The organism is Cupriavidus sp. USMAHM13 (assembly GCF_001854285.1).
Classification (GTDB): Bacteria; Pseudomonadota; Gammaproteobacteria; order Burkholderiales; family Burkholderiaceae; genus Cupriavidus; species Cupriavidus malaysiensis.
The window spans coordinates 2,953,275-2,975,239 of the sequence record NZ_CP017751.1; the positions used below are offsets into that span (position 1 = coordinate 2,953,275).

General features: G+C 68.3%; 17 protein-coding genes and 2 tRNA genes. 13 read left to right on the forward strand and 6 right to left on the reverse strand.

Annotated features, from left to right (window positions below; all coding sequences use genetic code 11):
* Positions 1-94 precede the first annotated feature (94 nt).
* Complete coding sequence (locus BKK81_RS12920; protein WP_071013525.1) at positions 95-727, forward strand: response regulator transcription factor; 633 nt, start codon at positions 95-97, stop codon at positions 725-727.
* 58 nt (positions 728-785) lie between these two features.
* On the opposite strand, the gene BKK81_RS12925 is transcribed toward BKK81_RS12920, so the two are convergent.
* The gene (locus BKK81_RS12925) at positions 786-1,451 is read right to left on the reverse strand and encodes a hypothetical protein (protein WP_071013528.1); all 666 of its coding nucleotides are present in this window, start codon (positions 1,449-1,451) and stop codon (positions 786-788) included.
* A 209-nt stretch (positions 1,452-1,660) separates the two neighbouring features.
* Here BKK81_RS12925 and BKK81_RS12930 point away from each other — a divergent pair, with 209 nt between their 5' ends.
* The 3 genes from BKK81_RS12930 (at position 1,661) to BKK81_RS12940 (ending at position 5,140) form a co-directional block, all read left to right on the forward strand.
* Positions 1,661-1,882 carry a hypothetical protein gene (locus tag BKK81_RS12930; protein WP_071013530.1) on the forward strand — a complete coding sequence of 74 codons (222 nt, stop codon included), beginning with the start codon at positions 1,661-1,663 and terminating at the stop codon, positions 1,880-1,882.
* Between the two features lie 197 nt (positions 1,883-2,079).
* A complete protein-coding gene (folD, locus tag BKK81_RS12935; protein ID WP_071013533.1) occupies positions 2,080-2,931 on the forward strand; it encodes a bifunctional methylenetetrahydrofolate dehydrogenase/methenyltetrahydrofolate cyclohydrolase FolD in 852 nt (283 codons plus the stop codon).
* A gap of 121 nt (positions 2,932-3,052) precedes the next feature.
* Entirely contained in the window at positions 3,053-5,140 is a 2,088-nt protein-coding gene (locus BKK81_RS12940; RefSeq protein ID WP_071013535.1) for a M3 family metallopeptidase, read from the forward strand.
* Between the two features lie 632 nt (positions 5,141-5,772).
* On the opposite strand, the gene BKK81_RS12950 is transcribed toward BKK81_RS12940, so the two are convergent.
* Positions 5,773-6,393 carry a hypothetical protein gene (locus BKK81_RS12950; protein WP_156811286.1) on the reverse strand — a complete coding sequence of 207 codons (621 nt, stop codon included), beginning with the start codon at positions 6,391-6,393 and terminating at the stop codon, positions 5,773-5,775.
* Between the two features lie 161 nt (positions 6,394-6,554).
* On the opposite strand from BKK81_RS12950, the gene BKK81_RS12955 reads away from it, so the two are divergent.
* The 3 genes from BKK81_RS12955 (at position 6,555) to hpaR (ending at position 8,658) form a co-directional block, all read left to right on the forward strand.
* On the forward strand, positions 6,555-7,094 hold the full coding sequence (locus BKK81_RS12955) for a 2'-5' RNA ligase family protein (protein WP_071013543.1): 540 nt from the start codon (positions 6,555-6,557) through the stop codon (positions 7,092-7,094).
* A gap of 213 nt (positions 7,095-7,307) precedes the next feature.
* Complete coding sequence (gene xth / locus BKK81_RS12960) at positions 7,308-8,102, forward strand: exodeoxyribonuclease III (RefSeq protein WP_071013546.1); 795 nt, start codon at positions 7,308-7,310, stop codon at positions 8,100-8,102.
* A 103-nt stretch (positions 8,103-8,205) separates the two neighbouring features.
* Positions 8,206-8,658 carry a homoprotocatechuate degradation operon regulator HpaR gene (gene hpaR / locus BKK81_RS12965; protein ID WP_071013549.1) on the forward strand — a complete coding sequence of 151 codons (453 nt, stop codon included), beginning with the start codon at positions 8,206-8,208 and terminating at the stop codon, positions 8,656-8,658.
* Positions 8,659-8,939: 281 nt separating this feature from the next.
* On the opposite strand, the gene BKK81_RS12970 is transcribed toward hpaR, so the two are convergent.
* The gene (locus tag BKK81_RS12970) at positions 8,940-9,203 is read right to left on the reverse strand and encodes a DUF1488 domain-containing protein (protein WP_071013551.1); all 264 of its coding nucleotides are present in this window, start codon (positions 9,201-9,203) and stop codon (positions 8,940-8,942) included.
* Between the two features lie 269 nt (positions 9,204-9,472).
* Between BKK81_RS12970 and BKK81_RS12975 the strand changes: the two genes are divergently transcribed.
* Positions 9,473-9,548, forward strand: a tRNA-Lys gene (locus BKK81_RS12975).
* 190 nt (positions 9,549-9,738) lie between these two features.
* Here BKK81_RS12975 and BKK81_RS12980 read toward each other — a convergent pair.
* Together BKK81_RS12980 and BKK81_RS12985 are read right to left on the reverse strand one after the other, a co-directional pair.
* A complete protein-coding gene (locus BKK81_RS12980) occupies positions 9,739-11,130 on the reverse strand; it encodes an 8-oxoguanine deaminase (protein WP_071013554.1) in 1,392 nt (463 codons plus the stop codon).
* Between the two features lie 216 nt (positions 11,131-11,346).
* Positions 11,347-12,255, reverse strand: a complete 909-nt coding sequence (locus tag BKK81_RS12985; protein ID WP_071013556.1) for a LysR family transcriptional regulator — start codon at positions 12,253-12,255, stop codon at positions 11,347-11,349.
* A 184-nt stretch (positions 12,256-12,439) separates the two neighbouring features.
* On the opposite strand from BKK81_RS12985, the gene BKK81_RS12990 reads away from it, so the two are divergent.
* The 3 genes from BKK81_RS12990 to BKK81_RS13000 all read left to right on the forward strand — a co-directional run bounded on the left by BKK81_RS12990 (position 12,440) and on the right by BKK81_RS13000 (position 14,538).
* Positions 12,440-12,515 (forward strand) — tRNA-Lys (locus BKK81_RS12990).
* Between the two features lie 432 nt (positions 12,516-12,947).
* The gene (locus BKK81_RS12995; RefSeq protein WP_156811373.1) at positions 12,948-13,907 is read left to right on the forward strand and encodes a tripartite tricarboxylate transporter substrate binding protein BugE; all 960 of its coding nucleotides are present in this window, start codon (positions 12,948-12,950) and stop codon (positions 13,905-13,907) included.
* A gap of 244 nt (positions 13,908-14,151) precedes the next feature.
* Positions 14,152-14,538, forward strand: coding sequence for a hypothetical protein (locus tag BKK81_RS13000; protein WP_071016449.1), 387 nt, complete (start codon positions 14,152-14,154; stop codon positions 14,536-14,538).
* Between the two features lie 88 nt (positions 14,539-14,626).
* On the opposite strand, the gene BKK81_RS13005 is transcribed toward BKK81_RS13000, so the two are convergent.
* Positions 14,627-16,165: an acetyl-CoA hydrolase/transferase family protein gene (locus BKK81_RS13005; protein ID WP_071013561.1), complete on the reverse strand. Its 1,539-nt coding sequence runs from the start codon at positions 16,163-16,165 to the stop codon at positions 14,627-14,629.
* A 297-nt stretch (positions 16,166-16,462) separates the two neighbouring features.
* Between BKK81_RS13005 and BKK81_RS13010 the strand changes: the two genes are divergently transcribed.
* Together BKK81_RS13010 and BKK81_RS13015 are read left to right on the forward strand one after the other, a co-directional pair.
* Positions 16,463-16,936, forward strand: coding sequence for a hypothetical protein (locus BKK81_RS13010; protein ID WP_071013564.1), 474 nt, complete (start codon positions 16,463-16,465; stop codon positions 16,934-16,936).
* A 131-nt stretch (positions 16,937-17,067) separates the two neighbouring features.
* Positions 17,068-21,948: an NAD-glutamate dehydrogenase gene (locus BKK81_RS13015; RefSeq protein ID WP_071013566.1), complete on the forward strand. Its 4,881-nt coding sequence runs from the start codon at positions 17,068-17,070 to the stop codon at positions 21,946-21,948.
* The last annotated feature ends 17 nt before the right edge of the window (positions 21,949-21,965 follow it).

Below are 21,965 nucleotides of genomic sequence, written 5' to 3' on the forward strand. Positions count from 1 at the left end.
CCGCGATGCGCTGCCATCAGCCGCCATCAGCTGCCATCCGGCGCCAAGGGCGTTTACACTTGGCAGCTACGACTTCGTTGTCCCAGGAGACTTCATGACCGCAACGCCAAACCCCACCTCCCACCGCGGCGAGACCGTCTTCATCGTCGACGACGATGAAGCGATGCGCGACTCGCTCACCTGGCTGCTGGAGGGCAATGGCTACCAGGTTCGCAGTTTCAGCAGCGCCGAACAATTCCTCGCCGCCTACGACGCCGGCCAGGTCTCCTGCCTGATCCTCGACGTACGCATGCCGGGCATGAGCGGCCCGGAGCTGCAGGAACGGATGATCGCCGAGAACATCAACATTCCGATCGTCTTCATCACCGGCCACGGCGACGTGCCGATGGCCGTGTCGACGATGAAGAAGGGCGCGATCGACTTCATCGAGAAGCCCTTCGATGAGGCCGAACTGCGCGCGCTGGTCGAGCGCATGCTGCAGAAAGCGCGCAGCGACCACTCCGTCGCGCGCGAGCAGCGCGCCGCCAAGGACCTGCTGGGCAAGCTGACCACGCGTGAGCAGCAGGTGCTGGAACGCATCGTGGCGGGCCGCCTGAACAAGCAGATCGCCGATGACCTGGGCATCTCCATCAAGACCGTCGAGGCGCACCGCGCCAACATCATGGAGAAGCTCAACGTCAACACGGTGGCCGACCTGCTGCGCCTGGCGCTGTCGCGCAACAGCTGAGGCGCATTGCCTGAACCGCAAGCCCCGGGGCCGCGCCAGCTGCCGGCCCGGCGCAGGCTCAGCGGCGCAGATAGTCCTCATCGAGGAAAGTCAGCACCCATTGCGGGCGATAGACCACGAATACCGCGACCAGCATCCCGCTCAGGAAGGCCTCGCCGAAGGCCAGCACGAGCAGCCCGGTCAGGACATCCGCCAGGGGCACCACACCGCGCGCCCCGCCCCACTCGCGCCACAAGGCCTGCGCGCCCCCCGCGCCGAGCGCCGCCAGGCCCGCGCTGAAATAGCCGTGGCCGAGAATGAAGATGAAGGGGTGGTGTGGCAGCCAGCGCCGCATCGCCGCCTGCAGCACCGCCGCCAGCAGCGCTGGCGCCAGGCCCATCCAGACGAAGCGCGGCCACAGCGCCGCCCAGCCGATTTCCTGCCAGCCGCTGCCGGCCAGGAAAGCCAGTCCCAGCAACGAGATGACGTCGACCGCGAACAGCGACAGCAGCGCCAGCGGCAGGCCGAACAAGGTCGTCAGCAGCGCGGCGCCGGTCAACTGGAGCACCAGCCCACCCGGCAGCGTGGCACGCACGGTCCATAACAATGCCGTCAGCACGAGGGCGCCCAGCCAGCCATGCTGCAGGTCATCGTGCGCCAGCGGGCGCCACGGCCGCTGCCACACGGCCCAGGCAAGACCGGCGAGCGACAGGACGGGCAGCAGAAATGGGAGGGTGGCGGGCATGCCGCCATGCTAGCAGTGGCCGGGATGGCCGCACTTGCACCGGATCAAGCCCGCCCACCCGGATCTCCGGCGGCGCACCACACAAAAGATGCGCATGAATCACCCGCCTCCTTCCAAGCGCCCATCATTTCCAGGACCCCGTGCACTCACTAGAATAAAGACATCGATGTGGCGAGGCCGACGGCCACACGCCACGCACGGGAGATGCGATGAAGACCCTGTCCCCCAAGGAGGAGCGGGCGCACTGGCGCCCCTCCGACCGCGCCCTGAACGCCATCGCCGCGCTCATCGGCCTCGTCACGCTGGCCGTGGGCGTCGGCTGGCTGATCTACTCCTGGACGGTCGACCTTGAAGTGCCATTCTTCGAGATCCCGCTCGTGATCACCGTCCCGGTGATCGCCGCCGCCGCCTTCCGCTGCCTCTGGGACTGAGCGCGGCAGCCGACGCCCTCCGGACCGAGGAAGGCGGACGCCGCCCGGTCGGCCGGCGGCGCCCGCGTGTCGCCGCGCGGCGCGGCGCGGCGAGCTGCCCGGCGCACCATGCCGCCACGCGCGCAGGTGCCCGGTGCCGGCCAGACCTTATAATTCGGCTTTCGCATCGCTTTCCCTACCCCTCCATCGCTTTCCCCATGTCCGCCCAATTGATCGACGGCAACGCGCTTGCCAAACAAATCCGTTCCGAAGCCGCCGAGCGCGCCGCCCGCCTGACCGCACGCGGCCACCGCCCCGGCCTCGCCGTGGTGCTGGTGGGCGAGGATCCCGCCAGTCAGGTCTACGTGCGCAACAAGGTCAAGGCGTGCGAGGACAACGGCTTCCATTCCTCGCTGGACCGCTACCCCGCCGACCTGTCCGAGGCCGAGCTGCTGGACCGCATCGCACAGCTCAACCGCGACCCGCAGATCCACGGCATCCTGGTGCAGCTGCCGCTGCCCAAGCACATCGACAGCCATAAGGTGCTGGAGGCGATCGCTCCCGAGAAGGACGTCGACGGCTTCCACGTGGCCAACGCCGGCGCGCTGATGACCGGCGCGCCGCTGTTCCGCCCCTGCACGCCCTACGGCTGCATGAAGATGCTGGAGTCGGTCCAGTACCCGCTGCGCGGCGCCCGCGCGGTCGTGGTCGGCGCCTCCAACATCGTCGGCAAGCCGATGGCCATGCTGCTGCTGCAGGCCGGCGCCACCGTGACCATCTGCAACAGCAAGACGCGCGACCTGGCCGCCCACACCCGCGATGCCGACGTGATCGTAGCCGCGGTGGGCAGGCGCAACATCCTCACCGCCGACATGGTCAAGCCTGGCGCCGTGGTGATCGACGTCGGCATGAACCGCGACGACAACGGCAAGCTGTGCGGCGACGTGGACTTCGCCGGGGTCAAGGAAGTCGCCGGATACATCACGCCGGTACCGGGCGGCGTGGGCCCGATGACCATCACCATGCTGCTGGTCAACACCCTGGAGGCCGCCGAGCGCGCCGCCGGCTGACCCCGCCGCGCCGCCTGCGCCGCACCTGCCACATCCGGGGGTGGAAATGCGGCGCACCGCCCCCATCTGCCGGATATCGCCTGACTGCCTGACGCCCGGGCCCGCCAACCAGAGAACCGCCATGGACCAAGCCTCCCAAGCCAACGCCAACCCGCTGCTCGACTTCAGCGGCCTGCCGCGCTTCGCCGAAATCCGCCCCGAGCACATCACGCCTGCGCTGGACATCCTGCTGCAGGCTGCCGAGGCGGCCGTCGCGCGCGCCGAGGACCCGGCCACGCCGGCCACCTGGGAAGAGGCCGTCACGGCCCTGGAAGCCGCCACCGAGCCGCTGGGCCGCGCCTGGGGCGTGGTCGGCCACCTGAGCGCCGTGGCGGATTCGCCCGAGCTGCGCAAGGCGCACGCTGACAACCTGCCGCGCATGACCGAATTCTGGTCCTCGCTCGGCCAGAGCCTGGCGCTGTTCGAGAAGTACAAGGCGCTCTCGCAGAGCGAAGCCTTCGCGCAGATGAATGCCGCGCGGCGCCAGTTGATGGAGAACGAACTGCGCGGCTTCCGCCTGGGCGGCGCGGAGCTGCCGGAGGCGCAGAAACCGCGCTTTGCCGAAATCCAGGAGGAGCAGGCCCGGCTGTCGAAGGACTTCTCCGATCACGTGCTGGATGCCACCAACGCCTACGCGCTCTACGTAGACGATGCCGAGCGGCTGCAGGGCCTGCCCGAGGACGTGCGCGAAGCGGCCCGCCTGGCCGCCGGCAAGGACGGCAAGGATGGCTGGAAGTTCACGCTGCACTTCCCTTCCTACTTCCCGGTGCTGCAGTACGCGGATGACCGCGCGCTGCGGCAGACCCTGTACGAGGCCAACGTCACCCGTGCCTCGGAACTGGGTGCGCAATACGGCAACGGTCAGGCCCAGTGGGACAACACCGGCAATATGCGCCAGCAGCTCGCGCTGCGCGGCGAAGAGGCGCGCATGCTCGGCTACCGGAACTACGGCGAGGTCTCGCTGGTGCCGAAGATGGCGCAATCGCCTGCCGACGTATTGCGCTTTCTCGATGAACTGGCGGCCAAGGCCCGCCCCTTCGCCGAGCGCGACTGGGCGGAATTGCAGGATTTCGCCGCCAAGGAGCTCGGCCTGGCCGCGCTGCAGCCCTGGGACGTGGCCTACGCCTCGGAAAAGCTGCGGCAGCAGCGCTACGCCTTCTCCGAACACGAGGTCAAGCAGTACCTGCCCGAGCACAAGGTGCTGCAGGGCCTGTTCGGCGTCGCCGAGAAGCTGTTCGGCGTACGCATCGCCGCCGAGCAGGCACAGACCTGGCATCCGGACGTGCGCTTCTTCCGCGTCACCTCGGCCCAGGGCGAGCTGCTGGCGCAGTTCTACATCGACCTCTACGCACGCGAAGGCAAGCGCGGCGGCGCCTGGATGGACGACGCGCGCGGCCGCAAGCGCCTCGCCGACAACGGCCTGCAGACCCCGGTCGCCTACCTGACCTGCAACTTCTCGGCACCGGTCGGCGACAAGCCGGCGCTGTTCACCCACGACGAGGTGATCACGCTGTTCCACGAGTTCGGCCATGGCCTGCACCACATGCTGACCCAGGTGGACGAACTCGGCGTGTCAGGCATCAACGGCGTCGAGTGGGACGCGGTCGAGCTGCCGTCGCAGTTCATGGAGAACTTCTGCTGGGAGTACGAGGTCCTGGCCGACATGAGCGCGCACGCCGAAAGCGGCGCGCCGCTGCCGCGCGTGCTGTTCGACCGCATGCTGGCCGCCAAGAACTTCCAGAACGGCATGATGACGCTGCGCCAGATCGTCTTCTCGTCTTTCGACATGCACCTGCACACCGACTACGACCCGCAAGGCGAGACGTCCGTGCTGGCACTGTCGCGTGAAATCAACGACCGCGTGCACGTGGTGCCGCAGCACCCGCTTTCCCGCTGGCCCAACACCTTCAGCCATATCTTCGCCGGTGGCTACGCGGCCGGCTACTACAGCTACAAGTGGGCAGAAGTGCTGTCGGCCGATGTCTATGCCGCCTTCGAGGAGGCCGGCAAGCTCTCGGGCAGCGTGCTGGACAACGAGACCGGCGCGCGCTACCGCCGCGAGATCCTGGCCGTCGGCGGCAGCCGGCCGGCCATGGAGTCCTTCATCGCCTTCCGCGGCCGCGAGCCGCAGATCGACGCGCTGCTGCGCCACGGCGGCATGGCGGCCTGACCGGCTGACCGCGGCGGTATCCCGCGCCGGGACCGCCGCCATTGGCTATGCACAGGGCGGCGCCGGGGAGACCCGGGCCGCCCTGTGTTTTTTGTCCGGCCGCCGCAGCCAGAACAAACTGCCCTGCGGCCCGCCTGCCCCCCCTTGTGCGCCGACGCGGCATCTTCCTCCCGGCACCGGCCATCCCGCCCAGGCAATTGGATCATTGGAGTGGGGAGGAAGGACATGCCAGGCGGGAATCGGTGCCAGGCGCAAAGCGCAGCCCTAGCCCGGCCATGGCGAGCCTTTGCCACCGCGCGATGCACCCGCCCGGCGTGGCAGGCACCGACCGGTCTCAGCGATTCAGTGGACCAGGCCCTCCAAGTATTTCAGCGCCCTGCCGCGGGAGATTCCACTGCGCGTCTTCCCGTCCATGCCCGGGCCACTGCGCAAGGGCAAGGGCAAGGGCAAGTCGATGGGACCAGCGGCCCGGACGGCATGGCCATCGATACGCACGACCGCCTCTTCGTCGCCCACCCCAGCCCGGGCTGGGGTCTGGGTCCTGAACCGGTGCGGCGAGTCCGACGCCATCCTCACCAACCCGACAGGGGCCACCGCCACGCCATTCCGGACGCGCAGAACGCGCGGGACGCTCAAGCCGCTGCCTGGGCGGCGGCGTCCTGCGGCGCCAGCGCCTGTTCGAGCCATTGCAGGACAAGGGCGTCGTGCAGCGCCTCGTACATCGCCGCGCGCCGCGGGAAATAGCGCTCGCCCTCGGCATCCGTCGCCATGGCGAAGGCATCGTCGACGGCCAGCCTGTCCAGCACCCGGCGCGACACCACTTCAGCGACGAGCTCCGCCTCCTGCGGCCAGGCTTCGCGCCCCGACCGCTCGGCGAGGCGCGCCAGCACCGCCTTGGCCAGCGCGCTGGCGCCCTGCAGGCGCGGCAGCCATTGGCCGAGCGCCTGCGCCATGCCGGGCTCCAGCGCCAGCGAAAATCCCTCGCGGTACTGCGGTACGCCCGGCACGCGCGCCGCCATGCACAGCAGTTCGTCTCCCGCCAGGCGGATCTCCTGCGGTCCGAACGTGCCGCGCGACTCGGCATGCCCGAGCGCGCTCCAGCAATCCAGGGCCGTCGCCTCGGGCGCACCGGTCGCAATGATGCGCACCGCACCGGCCCCCGCGCCGCCAGGCTCCATGTCCGGGTGCAGGTCGAGGCCGATCCGCTCGCCGGTGATGGAGATGCCCGCCATGTAACGCTCAACGGTTGTCATGACAAGATTTCCTCCCACGTTGGTGCACATCGATGCCGCCCGCCTGCCGCAGGCTTGCTTGTATCTTAGAACCCAATCGACAATGGCGATGTGATGCTGTGCTGGCTGCAGCACGGGTTCCGGACCTTGCACCGGCTTTCCCGCAACCGCATGCCCCGACCATGACCACGCTCTACACACTTGCCTATCCCCGGCTTCACCCCGAGGACGGCCACCGCATCGAGGCGTTCCGCCGCGCCCACGATCCGCACGCCGCCCTGCTGCCGGCCCACTTCACGCTCGTGTTCGGCTGCGACAGCATTGTCACGGAGACCTACCTGCGACACGTAGAGGCGGTCTGCCGCCAGGCACGCCCGCTCGACTTTGTCTGCCGCTATGCCATGCCGGCCGCAGACGGCCCGGCACGAGCCTATGTCTATCGCGTCCCCGACCAGGGCTTCAGCGGACTCTCGCGGCTGCACGACACGCTGTACCGCGGGCCGCTGGCGGGCGCACTGCGGCTCGACCTGCCTTACATCCCGCACATCACGCTCGGCACCGCCGATCCCGCCACGGCCAAGCTGGCCAGCGACCGGCTCAACACCCCCGGCATCGAGATCCCCGGCCGCGTCGACACCGTGACCGTCGCCGCCATGGACGGCGGCGAGCTGCGGCACCTGGCGGAGTTTCCCCTCGGGGCATCGCCCGGCACCATGGCCTGAGGGAGCGGCTGCCGGCGCGCGGTTGCCGCTGGTACACTCCGCCTCGTAAAGATCGGCCCGCGCTCGAGCGGCATCGCTGCGGAGAGCATTGAGGCCCTCCTGAGCGGGCCGAGAGTCTAGCGAAACCCAATCGGGTAGCCAGCCGGGTAGCCAGAAAGAGATTTCCTTGGTCGCCTACCCCAAGGCCTTATCCGGACTAGGACACGAGAATCTATGCGCATTGCCACCTGGAATGTCAACTCGCTGAAGGTACGCCTGCCCCAGGTACTGCAATGGCTGACCGAGCAGGAACAGGCCGGTACGCCGATCGACGCGCTGTGCCTGCAGGAACTGAAGCTGCCCGACGACAAGTTCCCGGCCGCGGAACTGGCGCAAGTCGGCTACCGTGGCCTCTACACCGGCCAGAAGACCTACAACGGTGTCGCCATCCTGGCACGCACGGCCAGCCTGCCGGAGCCGACCGACACCTTGCTCAATATTCCCGGCTTCGAGGATGAGCAGCGCCGCGTGGTCACTGCCACCTATGGCGACCTGCGACTGGTCTGTGCCTACTTCCCCAACGGCCAGTCGCCCGAGTCGGACAAGTTCGTCTACAAGCTGAAGTGGCTGGAGGCGCTGACGGCCTGGCTGAAGGACGAGCTGACGCGCCATCCGCGACTGGCATTGCTGGGCGACTTCAATATCGCGCCGGAAGACCGCGACGTGCACGACCCCGCCAAGTGGGAAGGCCAGAACCTGGTGTCGCCGCCCGAACGCGCCGCCTTCCGCGGCCTGCTCGAACTGGGCCTGGCGGATGCATTCCGGCGCTTCGAGCAACCGGACAAGAGCTTCACCTGGTGGGACTACCGCATGCTCGGCTTCCGCCGCAACGCCGGCCTGCGCATCGACCACATCCTGCTGTCGCCGGCACTGGCCGACCAGTGCAGCGCCTGCGTGATCGACCGCGTGCCGCGTACCTGGGAACAGCCCTCCGACCATACGCCGGTGGTGGCCACGCTGGCCGGCTGATACGCCACGGCGGGACGGCAGGGCATGCCGCGCCGCCGCTGCGCTACACTGCCCGCAGACCCACGCGCCCGACAGCGCCAAGATGACCATGCCAGAGCCCAGGATGAAACCGGCCGCCTTCCGCCATCGCAACCTCCCCCACCTGCTGCTGCAAGCGCGCGAAACCCTGATGGCCGGCTTCCGCCCGATCCTGCGCCAGTATGGCGTGACCGAACAGCAGTGGCGCCTGATGCGTACGCTCAACGAGCAAGGCGAGATGGAGCCCAACCAGCTCGCCGATGCTTGCCTGATCCTCAGCCCGAGCCTGACCCGCATGCTCAGCAGCATGGAAGAGGCCGGCCTGATCCATCGATCCCGCTCGACCACGGACCAGCGCCGCCAGTTGATTTCACTGACCGACCTGTGCCGGAACCTGGTCGCGGAAATGGAGCCCCTGATCGATCGCCGCTACGGTGAACTGGAACAACTGGTCGGTGCCGATCGGCTCGCCAAGGTCTATGCCGCCGTCGACGAGATGCTGATGTGCTTCGGCGAGGAAACCGCCGAGCGGCCTTGAACGCGTCGCCGCGTCGGAAGCCGCAAGACGGCCGTTCGGAACGAAGCGTCAGGGACGACAGGAAAACGAACCGCACGATCCGCGTGCAGGCACGCAGGCGGCAGGAGCCACGGGAACTGCGAAGCGGGACTGAGGGATGACGGTTGGGACGCTGCGTGGAATGCCGCTAGGCTGGACGACGGTCCGGTAGGGAGCGATCAGGCAAGGGATGGTTGACAGCGAGGCGGGCGTCCGCGGCAATCTGCGCGCCTGGCCGGAAGGCAGGCCGCGGCAACGCCACCTCAGAGCGGTGCCACGTGGGCGCGCTTGACCACGATGGGTTGTGCGGCACCCTGCTCGATCAGCACGACCGCAGCGCGCTCGATGGTCTCGCGCCCGGCACGGAATGCCTCTTCGAGCGACAGCACCTGATCGGCGCTGAAGCCTTCCCACAGCGCCTCGCGCGTCACCACGCAAGTCACCTTTTCGCCATTGACAATGGCATGGAACAGCAAGCCTTCGTTATTGATGTCGTAGCGCTCTTGCTCTTGGAATTTGATTTCCATCGGTACAGCCCTCCATATGCAAGTGAGCAAACATCCTAACATGGCTCCGTGCAAATCGTGAGCGCGCGCCAGCCATGCCCTCTGTGCGGGAAGACCACCGGCAGCGCCGGGAGTTCCGCGCCATGCGCTGCCGGCGCAGGCGTGCGCACCCGCGCCTAATGCACGCCGCAAGCGCCGCAAAGAAGGTGCGCTCGCCCCCTTGCCGAAAGGGATCACGCAAAAAGATTTGACAGATCTGAAAATGCTGATAGAATCTCGTTCTTCCTCGGGGGGCGTTAGCTCAGTTGGTAGAGCAGCGGACTCTTAATCCGTAGGTCGAGTGTTCGAGTCACTCACGCCCCACCACCGAATTCCCAGAAAAACCGGAAGCCTCGCCGCTTCCGGTTTTTTGCTTTTGGCGGGCGATTTTCGCTTTCGGCGGACCGCTTCCGCTTCCTCGCGCCGGCTTGGCGGTTTCATCGCAGCAGAAGCGCGGACATCACGTGCGCAAGGCGCGCCTGAAGCACCCTGTGCCGCCCGCCGCCCGAGCCGCAGCTCAGGCGCCGCCGTGCCGGGCACGCTCGTACAGCGTGCGGGCCAGCGCGCGATGGCGCTCCAGCACCCGCGGCAGCTCGACTGTCAGCAGTTCGCCGTCGCGCACCACCACTTTGCCGTGGATCACGCTGAGCGACACCTTGCCCGGCGTGCAGAACACCAGCGCCGCCACCGGATCGTGGCCTGCTCCGGCATAGCCCACATCCGACATGTCAAAGGCGACGAAGTCGGCCGACATGCCCGGCGCCAGCGCGCCGATGTCGTCACGGTTGAGCACGCTGGCCCCGCCCAGCGTGGCGATCTCCAACGCCTCTCGTGCACTCATTGCCGCGGGGCCGTAGCCCACGCGCTGCAGCAGCAGCGCCTGGCGCGCCTCGCCGAGCATGTGGGCGCCGTCGTTGGAGGCGCTGCCGTCGACGCCCAGCCCCACCTTGACGCCGATGTCGCGCATGGCGCGCACGGGCGCGATACCGGAGGCGAGCCGCATGTTCGAGCAAGGGCAATGGGCCACGCCGGTCCCGGTGCGGGCGAACAGCGCCATGCCAGCCTCATCCAGCTTCACGCAATGCGCATGCCACACATCGTGGCCGATCCAGCCGAGGTCTTCCGCATATTGCGCCGGCGTCAGGCCGAACTTCTCGCGCGAGTAGGCGATGTCGTTGTCGTTCTCCGCCAGGTGCGTATGCAGCGACACACCGTACTGCCGCGCCAGCAGCGCCGACTCGCGCATCAGCTCGCGCGACACGGAGAACGGCGAGCACGGCGCCAGCACGACCCGCAGCATGGCGTGCCGTTGCGCGTCGTGGTACTGCTCGACCAGGCGCTGGCTGTCGCGCAGGATGGCGGCTTCGTCCTCGACCACCGCATCGGGCGGCAGGCCGCCCTGGCTGCGGCCGACGCTCATGGAACCACGCGCCGCATGGAAGCGCATGCCCATGGCCTGCGCCGCAGCGATCGAATCGTCCAGGCGCGCCCCGTTCGGATACAGGTAGAGGTGATCGCTGGTGGTGGTGCAACCGGACAGCATCAGCTCCGCCATGGCGGTACGGGTCGAGATATCGATCATCTCGGGCGTCAGGTGGGACCACAGCATGTAGAGACTGGTCAGCCAGCCGAACAGCTCCGCGTCCTGCGCGGCGGGCACCGCGCGCGTCAGGCTCTGGTACATGTGATGGTGGGTATTGACCAGGCCGGGGATGACCACATGGCCGCGCATGTCCAGCACCTGGGCGCGGCCTTCGTCGATCTGGCGGCGATAGGCCACGGGCAGGTCCGCGGTGGCGCCCACCCATTCGACGGCGGGCCCCTGCGCGACCAGCGCGCCGCCGGCGATCTCGCGCCGGCCGGCATCCATGGTGACAAGCACGTCGGCGTTGAGCAGGATCAGCGTCATGGACAGGCTCCGATATCGATGCAGCAAGGAAAGGGAAAAACCCGGCAACGCTGCGCGGCAGACGCCTCGACTGGCGGAGCGACCGCGCCCGGGATGGACGGGGCCCAGTCTAGGGGCGGGCCGGGGCCGGCGCCAAGCGCAGAATTGCGCCGACGCTGTCCACAAAAGTTGCACAGCGCCGCCGCGGCGTGCGTGGCCGCGTCCGGCGCGGAAAACTCAGCCCAGTTCCGCCGAGCGCGCCGCCAGCTCCGCTTCGAGCGCCTGCGCGAACAGCTTCACGGCCACCGCCGCCCCGCCCTGCCGGCGCGCCACCAGCGTCAACGCCTGCCGCCGCAGGTGAGCGTCGCGCAGCGGCACATAGGCCAGCTCCCCACGGCGGCGCGCCTCGACCACATCGAGCGGGTTGAGCCAGGCCACGCCGGCCCCGGTCGCCGCCAGGCGCTGGATCAACGCGGTCGACGTGCTTTCGACCGCCGCCACCGCCACCAGCCCCTCGTGTGCCAGCGCCTCGTCGAGGATGGCGCGGATCGACAGCGCCGGCGCCGGCAGGATCAGCGGATGCCCCAGGCAGTCGGCCAGTCGGAGCGCCTGCGCGCCGGCGAGGGGATGACCCGGCGCCATGACCGCACCGATACCCCAATCGTTGCCCGCCAGCACGCGTAGCGACGCATGCGCGGGGAGGTCGTAACCCAGCCCGAGATCCACTTCGCCCGCAACGACGGCAGCGGCGATCGCCTCGACCGGCAGGTCGAGCAGCCGCACCACGATGCCGGGATGGCGCGCCCGGAATGCGCCGACCAGCGCGGGCATCAGCGAAGCGGCCAGGCCGGACGTAGTGGCCAGTGCAACCTCGCCACGGCGCGCGCCCTTGAGCTCCTCCACGCGCCCGAGCAGGGCAGCATGTTCACGCAAGGTCTGGCGCACGTGGGCCAGCACCATCTCGCCCAGCGGCGTCAAGCGCAGCCGCTTGCCGATACGTTCGAACAGCGGCGCGCCCAGCTCGGCCTCGAGGTCGAGAATCTGGCGATTGACTGCGGTCGGCGCGACGTGCAGCACCTCGGCCGCCTTGCGGATGGAACCGCAACGGACCACCTCGTCGAGATAACGCAGGACTCTGGCATGCATGGCGTGATGAAGAGAAGCGGAACAAGGGCGAGACGCCAGCGCGGACCCGCACCGGCGGCGATGCACGATGCCGCGCCCCATGGCGACATCGCGCATGCTCTCACGACCTGCCGCCGCCAGAAAAAATTTGAATTCGGTGCTTGCGCGATCGGAATAGCCTTGCTAGAATTTCGTTCTTCTTCGGGGGGCGTTAGCTCAGTTGGTAGAGCAGCGGACTCTTAATCCGTAGGTCGAGTGTTCGAGTCACTCACGCCCCACCACCGAATTCCCAGAAAAACCGGAAGCCTCACCGCTTCCGGTTTTTTTGCTTGGGCGCTTTGGAAGCGTTGGGTCCGCCCGGATTCGGGCGAAGCAACGGTCGCCGTCACCCTGACTTCCCGCGACTGCGCCGCCACGGTTGCCGCCACTCAGCGGCAACCGCACCACCGCTGCCCGCGCCCATATCCAAGCAGCGCCCCCCCCCTTTCAGGTTTTTCCGACTCCGCGCAAGCCGGGTAGTTACCGATTCCGCGGGCCGTGCTTTCGCGCTTGAATGGCGACCCAGCCCATATTGCGAAACAGAGTTCCGCTTAACGGAACCAGATGCGATCCCCGACGCAAGCGGGCTGCCTGTGCGGGTAGCGCCGGGCCTTGCTGCCGGGCTTCCGCAAACGAACAAAGCATAGTTGGAGGCATTCTTGAAATTCGCATCGATCGCCGGCGCCGTCGCCGCGCTTGTCGCCGCCATCCCGGCGAGCACCGCCCTGGCTCAGTCCTATCCCACCAAGCCGATCCGCCTGATCGTGCCGTTCGCGGCCGGCGGCACCACCGACATCGTCGCACGCTCGGTCGCCGACGGCATCGGGCGCGAGCTGGGCCAGCCCGTCGTGGTCGAGAACCGCGGCGGCGGCGGCGGCGCGATCGGCGCCGACGCTCTCGCCAAGTCGGCCCCGGACGGCTACACGCTGGGCATCGCCACGGTCAGCACCATGGCGACCAATCCGGCCACCAACGCGCGCAATCCCTATGACCCGATCAAGGATTTCGCACCGATCAGCAACCTCGTCAACGTGCCCAACGTCCTGACGGTCAACCCGAAGGTACCGGCCAAGAGCGTGCACGAGTTCGTCACGCTGCTGAAGAGCAACCCGGGCAAGTTCAGCTACGCCTCGGCCGGCAAAGGCAGCATCTCCCACCTGGACGGTGAACTGTTCAAGTTCCTGACCAAGACCGACATGGTGCACATCCCCTATCGCGGATCGGGTCCGGCGCTCAACGATACGCTGGCCGGCCAGGTCAGCGCGCAGTTCGACAACCTGCCCTCCTCCATGCCCTTCATCCAGGCGGGCAAGCTGCGCGCGCTGGCGGTGGCCGCGCCCAAGCGCGTGGAAGGCCTGCCCGACGTGCCGACCTTCGCCGAGGCCGGCATGAAGGACATGAACAACATGGCCTGGTACGGTCTGGTCGCGCCGGCCAATACGCCGGCCGCCGTGATCGCGCGCGTGCACGACGCCGCCGTCAAGACCCTGCAGGACCCGGCGGTGAAGAAGCGCCTGGCCGACAGCGGCGCCTATACGGACGGCAATACGCCGCAGCAATATGCGGCGCAGATCAAGCGCGAACTGGAAATGCGCAAGAAGATCGCGCATGACCAGAACATCACGCTGGAGTAAGCTGCACGTCGCCCGGCCGGCAACGAACCGGCCGGGCGCCCCCATCCGGATGGCCGGCGCCTCATCTGCGTTCGATTATCGGCGGTCCTTTTGATCTGGCGCAGGCTGGCGTCATGCGAGAAAGCGTTCAATCGAATTAGAGGAATGTTTCACCTCGCGGGGACTTGAGGCCGGGCGGCCCGCCCCGATATCGTAGTCAGCGCCGCGCGCATGCCGCGCGAGGCCATCACTAGCGAGGAAGATGATGCTGAAGAAGACCGTCTCTACCCTGGCCCTGGCCACTCTTGCGTTCACCGCCATGGCGCCGCTGGCCCATGCGCAGAAGAACTACACGGAGGGCGGCGACCTGTACGGCGGCGCGCACAGCGCGCAGAAGAAGAAGACCGACCCGACCGGCTCGGCCGCGCGCAAGGGCAAGTTCGATCCGTACAGCGAAGGTGCCCGCAAGAAGTCGACGGAGGCCAACCTGAACCCCGCCGCCGGCAAGGCCGATCCGTACACGGACGGTGCCAAGGCCGGCAAGTTCGACCCCTATACCGATGGCGCCAAGGCCGGCAAGGCCGACCCGTACACCGACGGCGCCAAGGCCGGCAAGTTCGACCCCTACACCGACGGCGCCAAGAAGCAGTAAGCACCGGCGCGGCCGGCCCAAGCCCGGCCGCGCGCCGATGCGCACGGCCACGGCCCGCCGCGACTGTGGCCCCGGGCCCGCCCCGCGCTCACGCGCAGGCGGGCTCTTTCTTTTGCACGGCAGCCGCCAGCGGACCATCCTCGCGCATCGAACCGTGGTCGCGATAGCGCAGGTGCCAGGCAAATGCCTCTTCCAGCAGATGCGGCGTCTGCCCGCCACGCACGCTGGCGCGCGCGACGTAGTCGCGCAGGGCATCGCGATAGAGCGGGTCGGCACAGTGGTTGATGATCTCCCGCGCGCGCTCGCGCGGCGCGAGACCGCGCAGGTCCGCCAGGCCGTGCTCGGTGACGATGATGTCGACGTCGTGCTCGGTGTGGTCGACGTGGGCCACCATCGGCACCACGCTGGAGATATTGCCGCCCTTGGCGATCGACTTGGTCACGAACACCGACAGGTGGGCATTGCGGGCGAAATCGCCGGAGCCCCCGATGCCGTTCATCATGTGCGTGCCCAGCACGTGGGTGGAATTCACGTTGCCGTAGATATCGCACTCCAGCGCGGTATTGATGGTGATCAGGCCCAGCCGGCGGATCACTTCCGGGTGGTTGCTGATCTCCTGCGGGCGCAGCAGCACGCGCGAACGGTAGTGGTCGAGCCGGCTGAGGAAGCGCGCATAGACATCGCGCGACAAGGTGACCGAGGACGCCGAGGCGAAGCTCAGGCGCCCCGCGTCGAGCAGTTCGATGGTGCTGTCCTGCAACACCTCCGAATACATCTTCAGGTCGGAGAAGGGCGAGTCGATCAGGCCGTGCAGCACCGCATTGGAGATGGTGCCGATACCCGCCTGCAGCGGCTGCAGCGAGGGCGACAGCCGGCCGGCGCGCACCTCGCGGTCGAGGAAGGCGATCAGGTGCCCGGCGATCTGCCGGGTCTCCGCGTCCGGAGGCAGCACGTTGGACGGGCTGTCGTCCTTGGCCGTGATCACGATCGCGGCGATCTTCTCCGGATCGACCGGGATGTACGGCAGGCCGATACGCTGGTCGACGGAGATCAGCGGGATCGGCTGGCGGTGGGGGCGCTGCACCGGGAAGGCGATGTCGTGCAGGCCTTCGAGCGCCAGCGGCATGTTCAGGTTGATCTCGACGATCACCTTCTTGGCCAGCATGGCGAAGCTGGCGGAATTGCCCACCGAGGTCGTCGGCACGATGCCGCCCTGCTCGGTTATGGCGGCCGCCTCCACCACCGCCACGTCGATCGGCGCGATCTGCCCGCCGCGCAGTTGCTCCACGGTCTCGGACAGATGCTGGTCGATGAACATGACCTCACCCGCGTTGATCTTGCGGCGCAGGGTCTCGTCCGACTGGAAGGGCAGGCGGCGCGCGATCACGCCCGCCTGCGACAGGACCTTGTCGATGTCGTTGCCGAGCGAGGCGCCGGTCATCAGGGTGATGCTGAACGGCTCGTCTGCCGCGCGGCGCGCCAGCGCGAAGGGCACGGCCTTGCAGTCGCCGGCCCGGGTGAATCCGCTCATGCCGACCACCATGCCGTCTCGAATCAGTTTGGCGGCCTCGTCGGCCTCCATCACCTTGTCATGGAGCCGGGGCAGGCGGATGCGTTCTTGGTACATCAGAGTGTCTCCTTCAGCGGAGGCGCCCGCCGCGGCCACACGCCGCTGCGGCGCGCACCGCAAGTGCATGCAGAAGTGTACGAAGGCTTTCACATTCCCGCGGGGATTTAAAGTCATACGATTAAGTCGCTTTTTTCATGAAAATCCTGCGTCATATCTCGCCCTGCTCCCCTCACGCCTTCATCCGCCGGATAGCGCACCATGCCCCCACGCAGCCGCGGGATATCGGCGCCATGCTGCATCGCACTCAGGCCTTTCTGCTAGGGTGTCGGCAAACCCGAAGGAGACACGCCGTTCATGCCATCCAGTGCACTCGAAGCCAGCGAACCCCTGATCCTCGCCTTGACCGACGCCATGACTGCCTGGCAAGGCGCGCTCGAGCTCACCCTGTCCGCCGCCGGGCTGAGTTACGTGAAGTGGCTGCTGCTGCGCGCCATCGCACGCGGCAATTTCACGCGCGGTGCCGCCCTGTGCGGTCCGGTGCTGATCGATCCCCCTTGGTCCGAGAGACTGCTGCGCGAACTGCGCGACGACGGCTGGCTGAGTTTCGCGGGCAGCGAGGCGCCGCGCATCCGCACTGACGCGGAAGACCGGGTACGGCGCGTCTGGCAGGCCGTCAAGGCCCTGCACTCGGTATCGGTGGCCCCCTTCAATGCACAGGAACGGGTCGCGCTGGGATCGCTGCTTGAACGCATGAAAGGCACCCTGCACGACCACACCGGGCGCCAGCGCCGCCTCGCGCCGGCTCAGGAGACCGAAGCGGCCTCCTGAGCCGGTGCGGCCCGGGCCGCCGGCACGGGCCGCATGGCAGTGCATCACGCGAAATTCCCCGGCGGGACCGCTCCGGCCGCGCAGATTGCCTAAAGTGGGAGCATGCACAAGCACCTCGCCGGGGAGGCAACATGCTGCCGCAACAAGAAGACAAGGTCGCACAACGCCTGGATGCGCTGATCGAGTTCGCGCGCGGGCGCCTGCCCCAGGCCACGGCGCCGGTGGTCGAGCCGTTCCTGCGCCACTACTATGACCTCAGCGACGCGGAGGATCTGCTGCAGCGCGACGTGGCCGACCTCTACGGCGCGGCCATGGCCCACTGGCAGACCGCACGCAAGTTCGTCTCGGGCACGGCCCGCCTGCGCGTCTACAACCCCCGGCTGGAGGAGCACGGCTGGCACTCCGACCACACCGTGGTGGAGATCGTCAACGACGACATGCCCTTCCTGGTCGACTCGGTGACGATGGAAGTCAATCGCCAGGGGCTGTCATTGCATTCCGCGCTGCATCCGGTCTTCCGCGTCTGGCGCGACGCCCATGGCGCGATCGCCCGCGTCAGCCTGGGCACCGCCGATGCCGGCGGCGCGACGGAGGCATCGCGCCTCGAATCGTTCATCCACTTCGAGATCGACCGCTGCAGCGAGGCGGCACAGCTCGAGGCCTTGCGCACCGGCGTCGCACGCATCCTCGGCGACGTGCGCGCCGCGGTCGACGACTGGCCGGCCATGCAGGACACGGCACGTGCGACCATCGCGACCATGGCAGGCGCCGCCGACGCCGCCACGCCATATGCCGCCGAGGCACGCGCCTTCCTGCAGTGGATGATCGACGACCATTTCTGCTTCCTCGGCCAGCGCGACTACCAGTTGATCAGCCAGGACGGGCGCTACTTCCTGCGCGGCCTGCCGGACTCCGGCTCCGGCATCCTGCGCCCCAGCCTGCGCGACCCGGCTGCCGAAGAGCTGACGCCGCTGCCGGCGGCAGCCTCCACCATCATTGCCGGCGACTCGCCGATCTTCCTCACCAAGGCCAATTCGCGCGCCACCGTGCACCGCCCCGGCTACCTCGACTACATCGGCATCAAGCTGCTCGATGCCGACGGCAATCTGTTCGGCGAGCGCCGCTTCGTCGGCCTGTACACCTCCACGGCCTATATGGTCTCCAGCGGCGAGATTCCGCTGGTGCGCCGCAAGTGCGCCAACATCCTGCAGCGCGCCGGCTTCCTGGCGCGCGGGCACCTGTACAAGTCCCTCACCACCATCCTCGAGCAATATCCACGCGACGACCTGTTCCAGGCCGACGAGGAAGAGCTGTACGTCAACGCGCTGGGCATCCTGCGGCTGCAGGAACACCAACGGGTTCGACTGTTCGTGCGCCGCGACCGCTTCGACCGTTTCGTCTCCTGCCTGGTCTTCGTGCCGCGCGATCGCTATAACACGGACCTGCGCCAGCGCCTGCAGAAGCTGCTGGTCGAAGCCTTCAACGGCCAGGGCTGCGAATTCACGCCGTTGCTGTCGGAAGCACCGCTGGCGCGCATCCAGATGATCGTGCGCGGCGCGCCCGGCACCATGCCGCAGGTCGACACCGCCGAACTCGAAGCCCGTATCGTGCAGGCCACGCGCCGCTGGCAGGACGACCTCGCCGACGCCCTGCTCGCCGCCAGCGGCGAGGCCGCCGGCAACCGGCTGCTGCGCCGCTATGCCGAGGCCTTCCCCGCCGGCTACCGCGAGGACTACCCGGCGCGCAGCGCAGTACGCGATGTCGAGCTGGCCGAAGCCGCCAGCCATGGCAACGGGCTGGCGATGAACCTGTACCGCCCGATCGAGGCTCCGGCCGGCATGCTTCGGCTCAAGGTCTACCATGTCGGCGCGCCGATCGCGCTGTCGCACAGCCTGCCGCTGCTGGAACACCTCGGCGTGCGCGTCAACGATGAACGCCCCTACCGCATTGAGCCGGCCGGCGCGGCGCCGCTCTGGATGCACGACTTCGGCCTGGAGCTCGCCGACGGCGCGGAAAGCGGAAGCGGTCGCGCCGCCGAGGGGCTCGACCTGCATATCGATCGTGTCAAGGCCCTGTTCGAGGATGCCTTCGCCCAGGCCTGGGACGGACGCATCGAAAGCGACGACCTGAACCGCCTGGTGCTGCGCGCCGAGCTGGCAGCGCGCGACGTCACCATCCTGCGCGCCTATGCCAAGTACCTGCGCCAGGCCGGCGCGCCGTTCAGCAACGCCTACATGGAACGCGCGCTGACCGGCAATCCGGAGATCGCGGCGCGGCTGGTCACGCTCTTCATCACCCGCTTCGACCCGGCCGGGCCCGAGACGGCACGCGCCGAACGCTGCCAACAGTTGCTGGAGGCAATCGACAGTGCGCTGGACCAGGTTCCCAGCCTCGACGAGGACCGCATCCTGCGCATGTTCCTCGGCGTGATCGAAGCCACCGTGCGCACCAACCACTTCCAGCGCGGCGCCGATGGCCTGGCCCACCCCTACTTGTCGGTCAAGCTGGACCCCTCCCGCGTGCCGGGCCTGCCCGAGCCACGCCCGATGTTCGAGATCTGGGTCTACTCACCACGCGTGGAAGGCGTGCACCTGCGCGGCGGCCGCGTCGCGCGTGGCGGCCTGCGCTGGTCGGACCGGCGCGAGGACTTCCGCACCGAGGTGCTCGGCCTGATGAAGGCGCAGATGGTCAAGAACACAGTGATCGTACCGGTCGGCTCCAAGGGCGGCTTCGTCGTCAAGCGTCCGCCACCGCCCAGCGAGCGCGACGCCTGGCTGCAGGAAGGCGTGGCCTGCTACCAGCTGTTCCTGCGCGGCCTGCTCGACCTGACCGACAATCTTGCCGGCGGCGCGGTCGTCCCGCCAGCCGATGTGGTCCGCCTGGACACCGACGACCCCTACCTGGTCGTCGCCGCCGACAAAGGCACAGCCAGCTTCTCCGACTACGCCAATGCGATCTCGGCCGAATACGGCTTCTGGCTGGGCGATGCCTTCGCCTCCGGCGGCTCGGTCGGCTACGACCACAAGAAGATGGCCATCACTGCGCGCGGCGCCTGGGAATCCGTCAAGCGCCACTTCCGCGAGATGGGCGTCGACACGCAGAACAACGACTTCACCGTGGTCGGCATCGGCGACATGTCGGGCGATGTGTTCGGCAACGGCATGCTGCTGTCGCCGCATATCCAACTGGTGGCCGCCTTCGACCATCGCCATATCTTTCTCGATCCCGCCCCGGATCCGGCGTCCAGCCTGCAGGAGCGCGAGCGCCTGTTCGCGCTGCCGCGCTCGAGCTGGGCGGACTACGACAGCCGCCTGATCTCCGCCGGCGGCGGCGTGTATCCGCGCAGCGCCAAGGCGATCGCGCTGTCGCCCCAGGTACGGGCCGCGCTCGGCACCGAAGCCACCTCCCTGTCGCCGGCCGAGCTGATCCATGCCATCCTGCTGGCGCCGGTCGACCTGCTCTACAACGGCGGCATCGGCACCTACGTCAAGGCGAGCAGCGAGACGCACCAGCAGGTGGGTGACCGCACCAACGACGCGGTACGGGTCAATGGTGCCGACCTGCGCTGCAAGGTGGTCGGCGAAGGTGGCAATCTCGGCTTCACCCAGCTCGGCCGCATCGAGTTCGCCCGCCGCGGCGGGCGCATCAATACCGATGCCATCGACAATTCCGCCGGGGTCGACTGCTCCGACCACGAGGTCAATATCAAGATCCTGCTCGGCCTGGTGGTGGCCGACGGCGAGATGACCGAGAAGCAGCGCAACAAGCTGCTGGCAGAGATGACCGAGGAAGTCGGGCAACTGGTGCTGCAGGATAACTACTTCCAGACCCAGGCGCTGTCGGTCGCCAGCCGCTATGCGGCCGAGCTGCTGGGTCCGGAGGCCCGGCTGATCCGCTCCCTGGAGCGCGCCGGCCGCCTCAACCGCCCGCTGGAGTTTCTCCCTTCCGACGACGACATCGCCCAGCGCAAGGCCGCCGGCGCGGGGCTCACCACGCCGGAGCGCGCCGTGCTGCTGGCCTACAGCAAGATGTGGCTGTACGACGCGCTGCTGGCCTCGGAGGTGCCGGACGACCCGCTGGCCGTCGGCTTGCTGGTGGACTACTTCCCGCAGCCGCTGCGCGAGCGCTATCGCGACACCATGGCACACCATCCGCTGCGGCGCGAGATCCTGTCGACCCACCTGACCAACCTGCTGATCAACCGGATCGGCGCGACCTTCGTGCACCACGTGATGGAGGAAACCGACGCGGCGGCGGCCGATATCGTGCGTGCCTGCATGATCGCGCGCCGCGTGTTCGGGCTCGAGCCGCTCTGGCAGGAGATCGATGCGCTCGACAATCGCGTGCCCGATGCCCAGCAGGCGCAGATGTTCGCCGCCGTGGCCCGCCTGATGGCACGTGCGGCCCTTTGGCTGCTGCGCCACCTGCGCAACGGAGCCGGCCTGCCGGCCGGCAGCGCGGAACGCTTCGCCAGCGCCGCGGCATGGCTGACGCCGCAGTTGCCGGCACTGCTGGACGAGGCCGGTGCGGCCGCCCTGGCCGAGCGCCGCCAGGCGCTGCTCGATGCCGGCGTGGGCGGAGAACTGGCCTTGCGCGTCGCGGCGGGGGAAATCAGCGCTGCGGCGCTGGACATTGCGGAAGTGGCGGCGGACACCGGGCGCGACCTCGCGGTCGCCGCCGGCGCGTATTTCGCGCTCGATGCCCTGCTCAGCTTCGGCTGGCTGCGCGATCGCGCGCTGGCGCTGCCGGTGGACACGCGCTGGGACCTGCTGGCACGCACCTCGATGCTGGAAGACCTGAGCAGACTGCGGCGCGTGCTGACCGCCAGCGTGCTATCGCAACCACACGAGCCGGACACGCCGGAGGCGCTGATCGCTGCCTGGCGGGCCAACCGGCAGGAACGGCTCGAGCACTACGCGCAGATGCTCGCCGAACAACGCGCCAGCGGTGCCGGCGGACTGTCTGTGCTGTCGGTCGCGGTGCGCGAGATCGGATTGCTGGAGCGGTGCTGAAGCCTGCACCGTCCCGG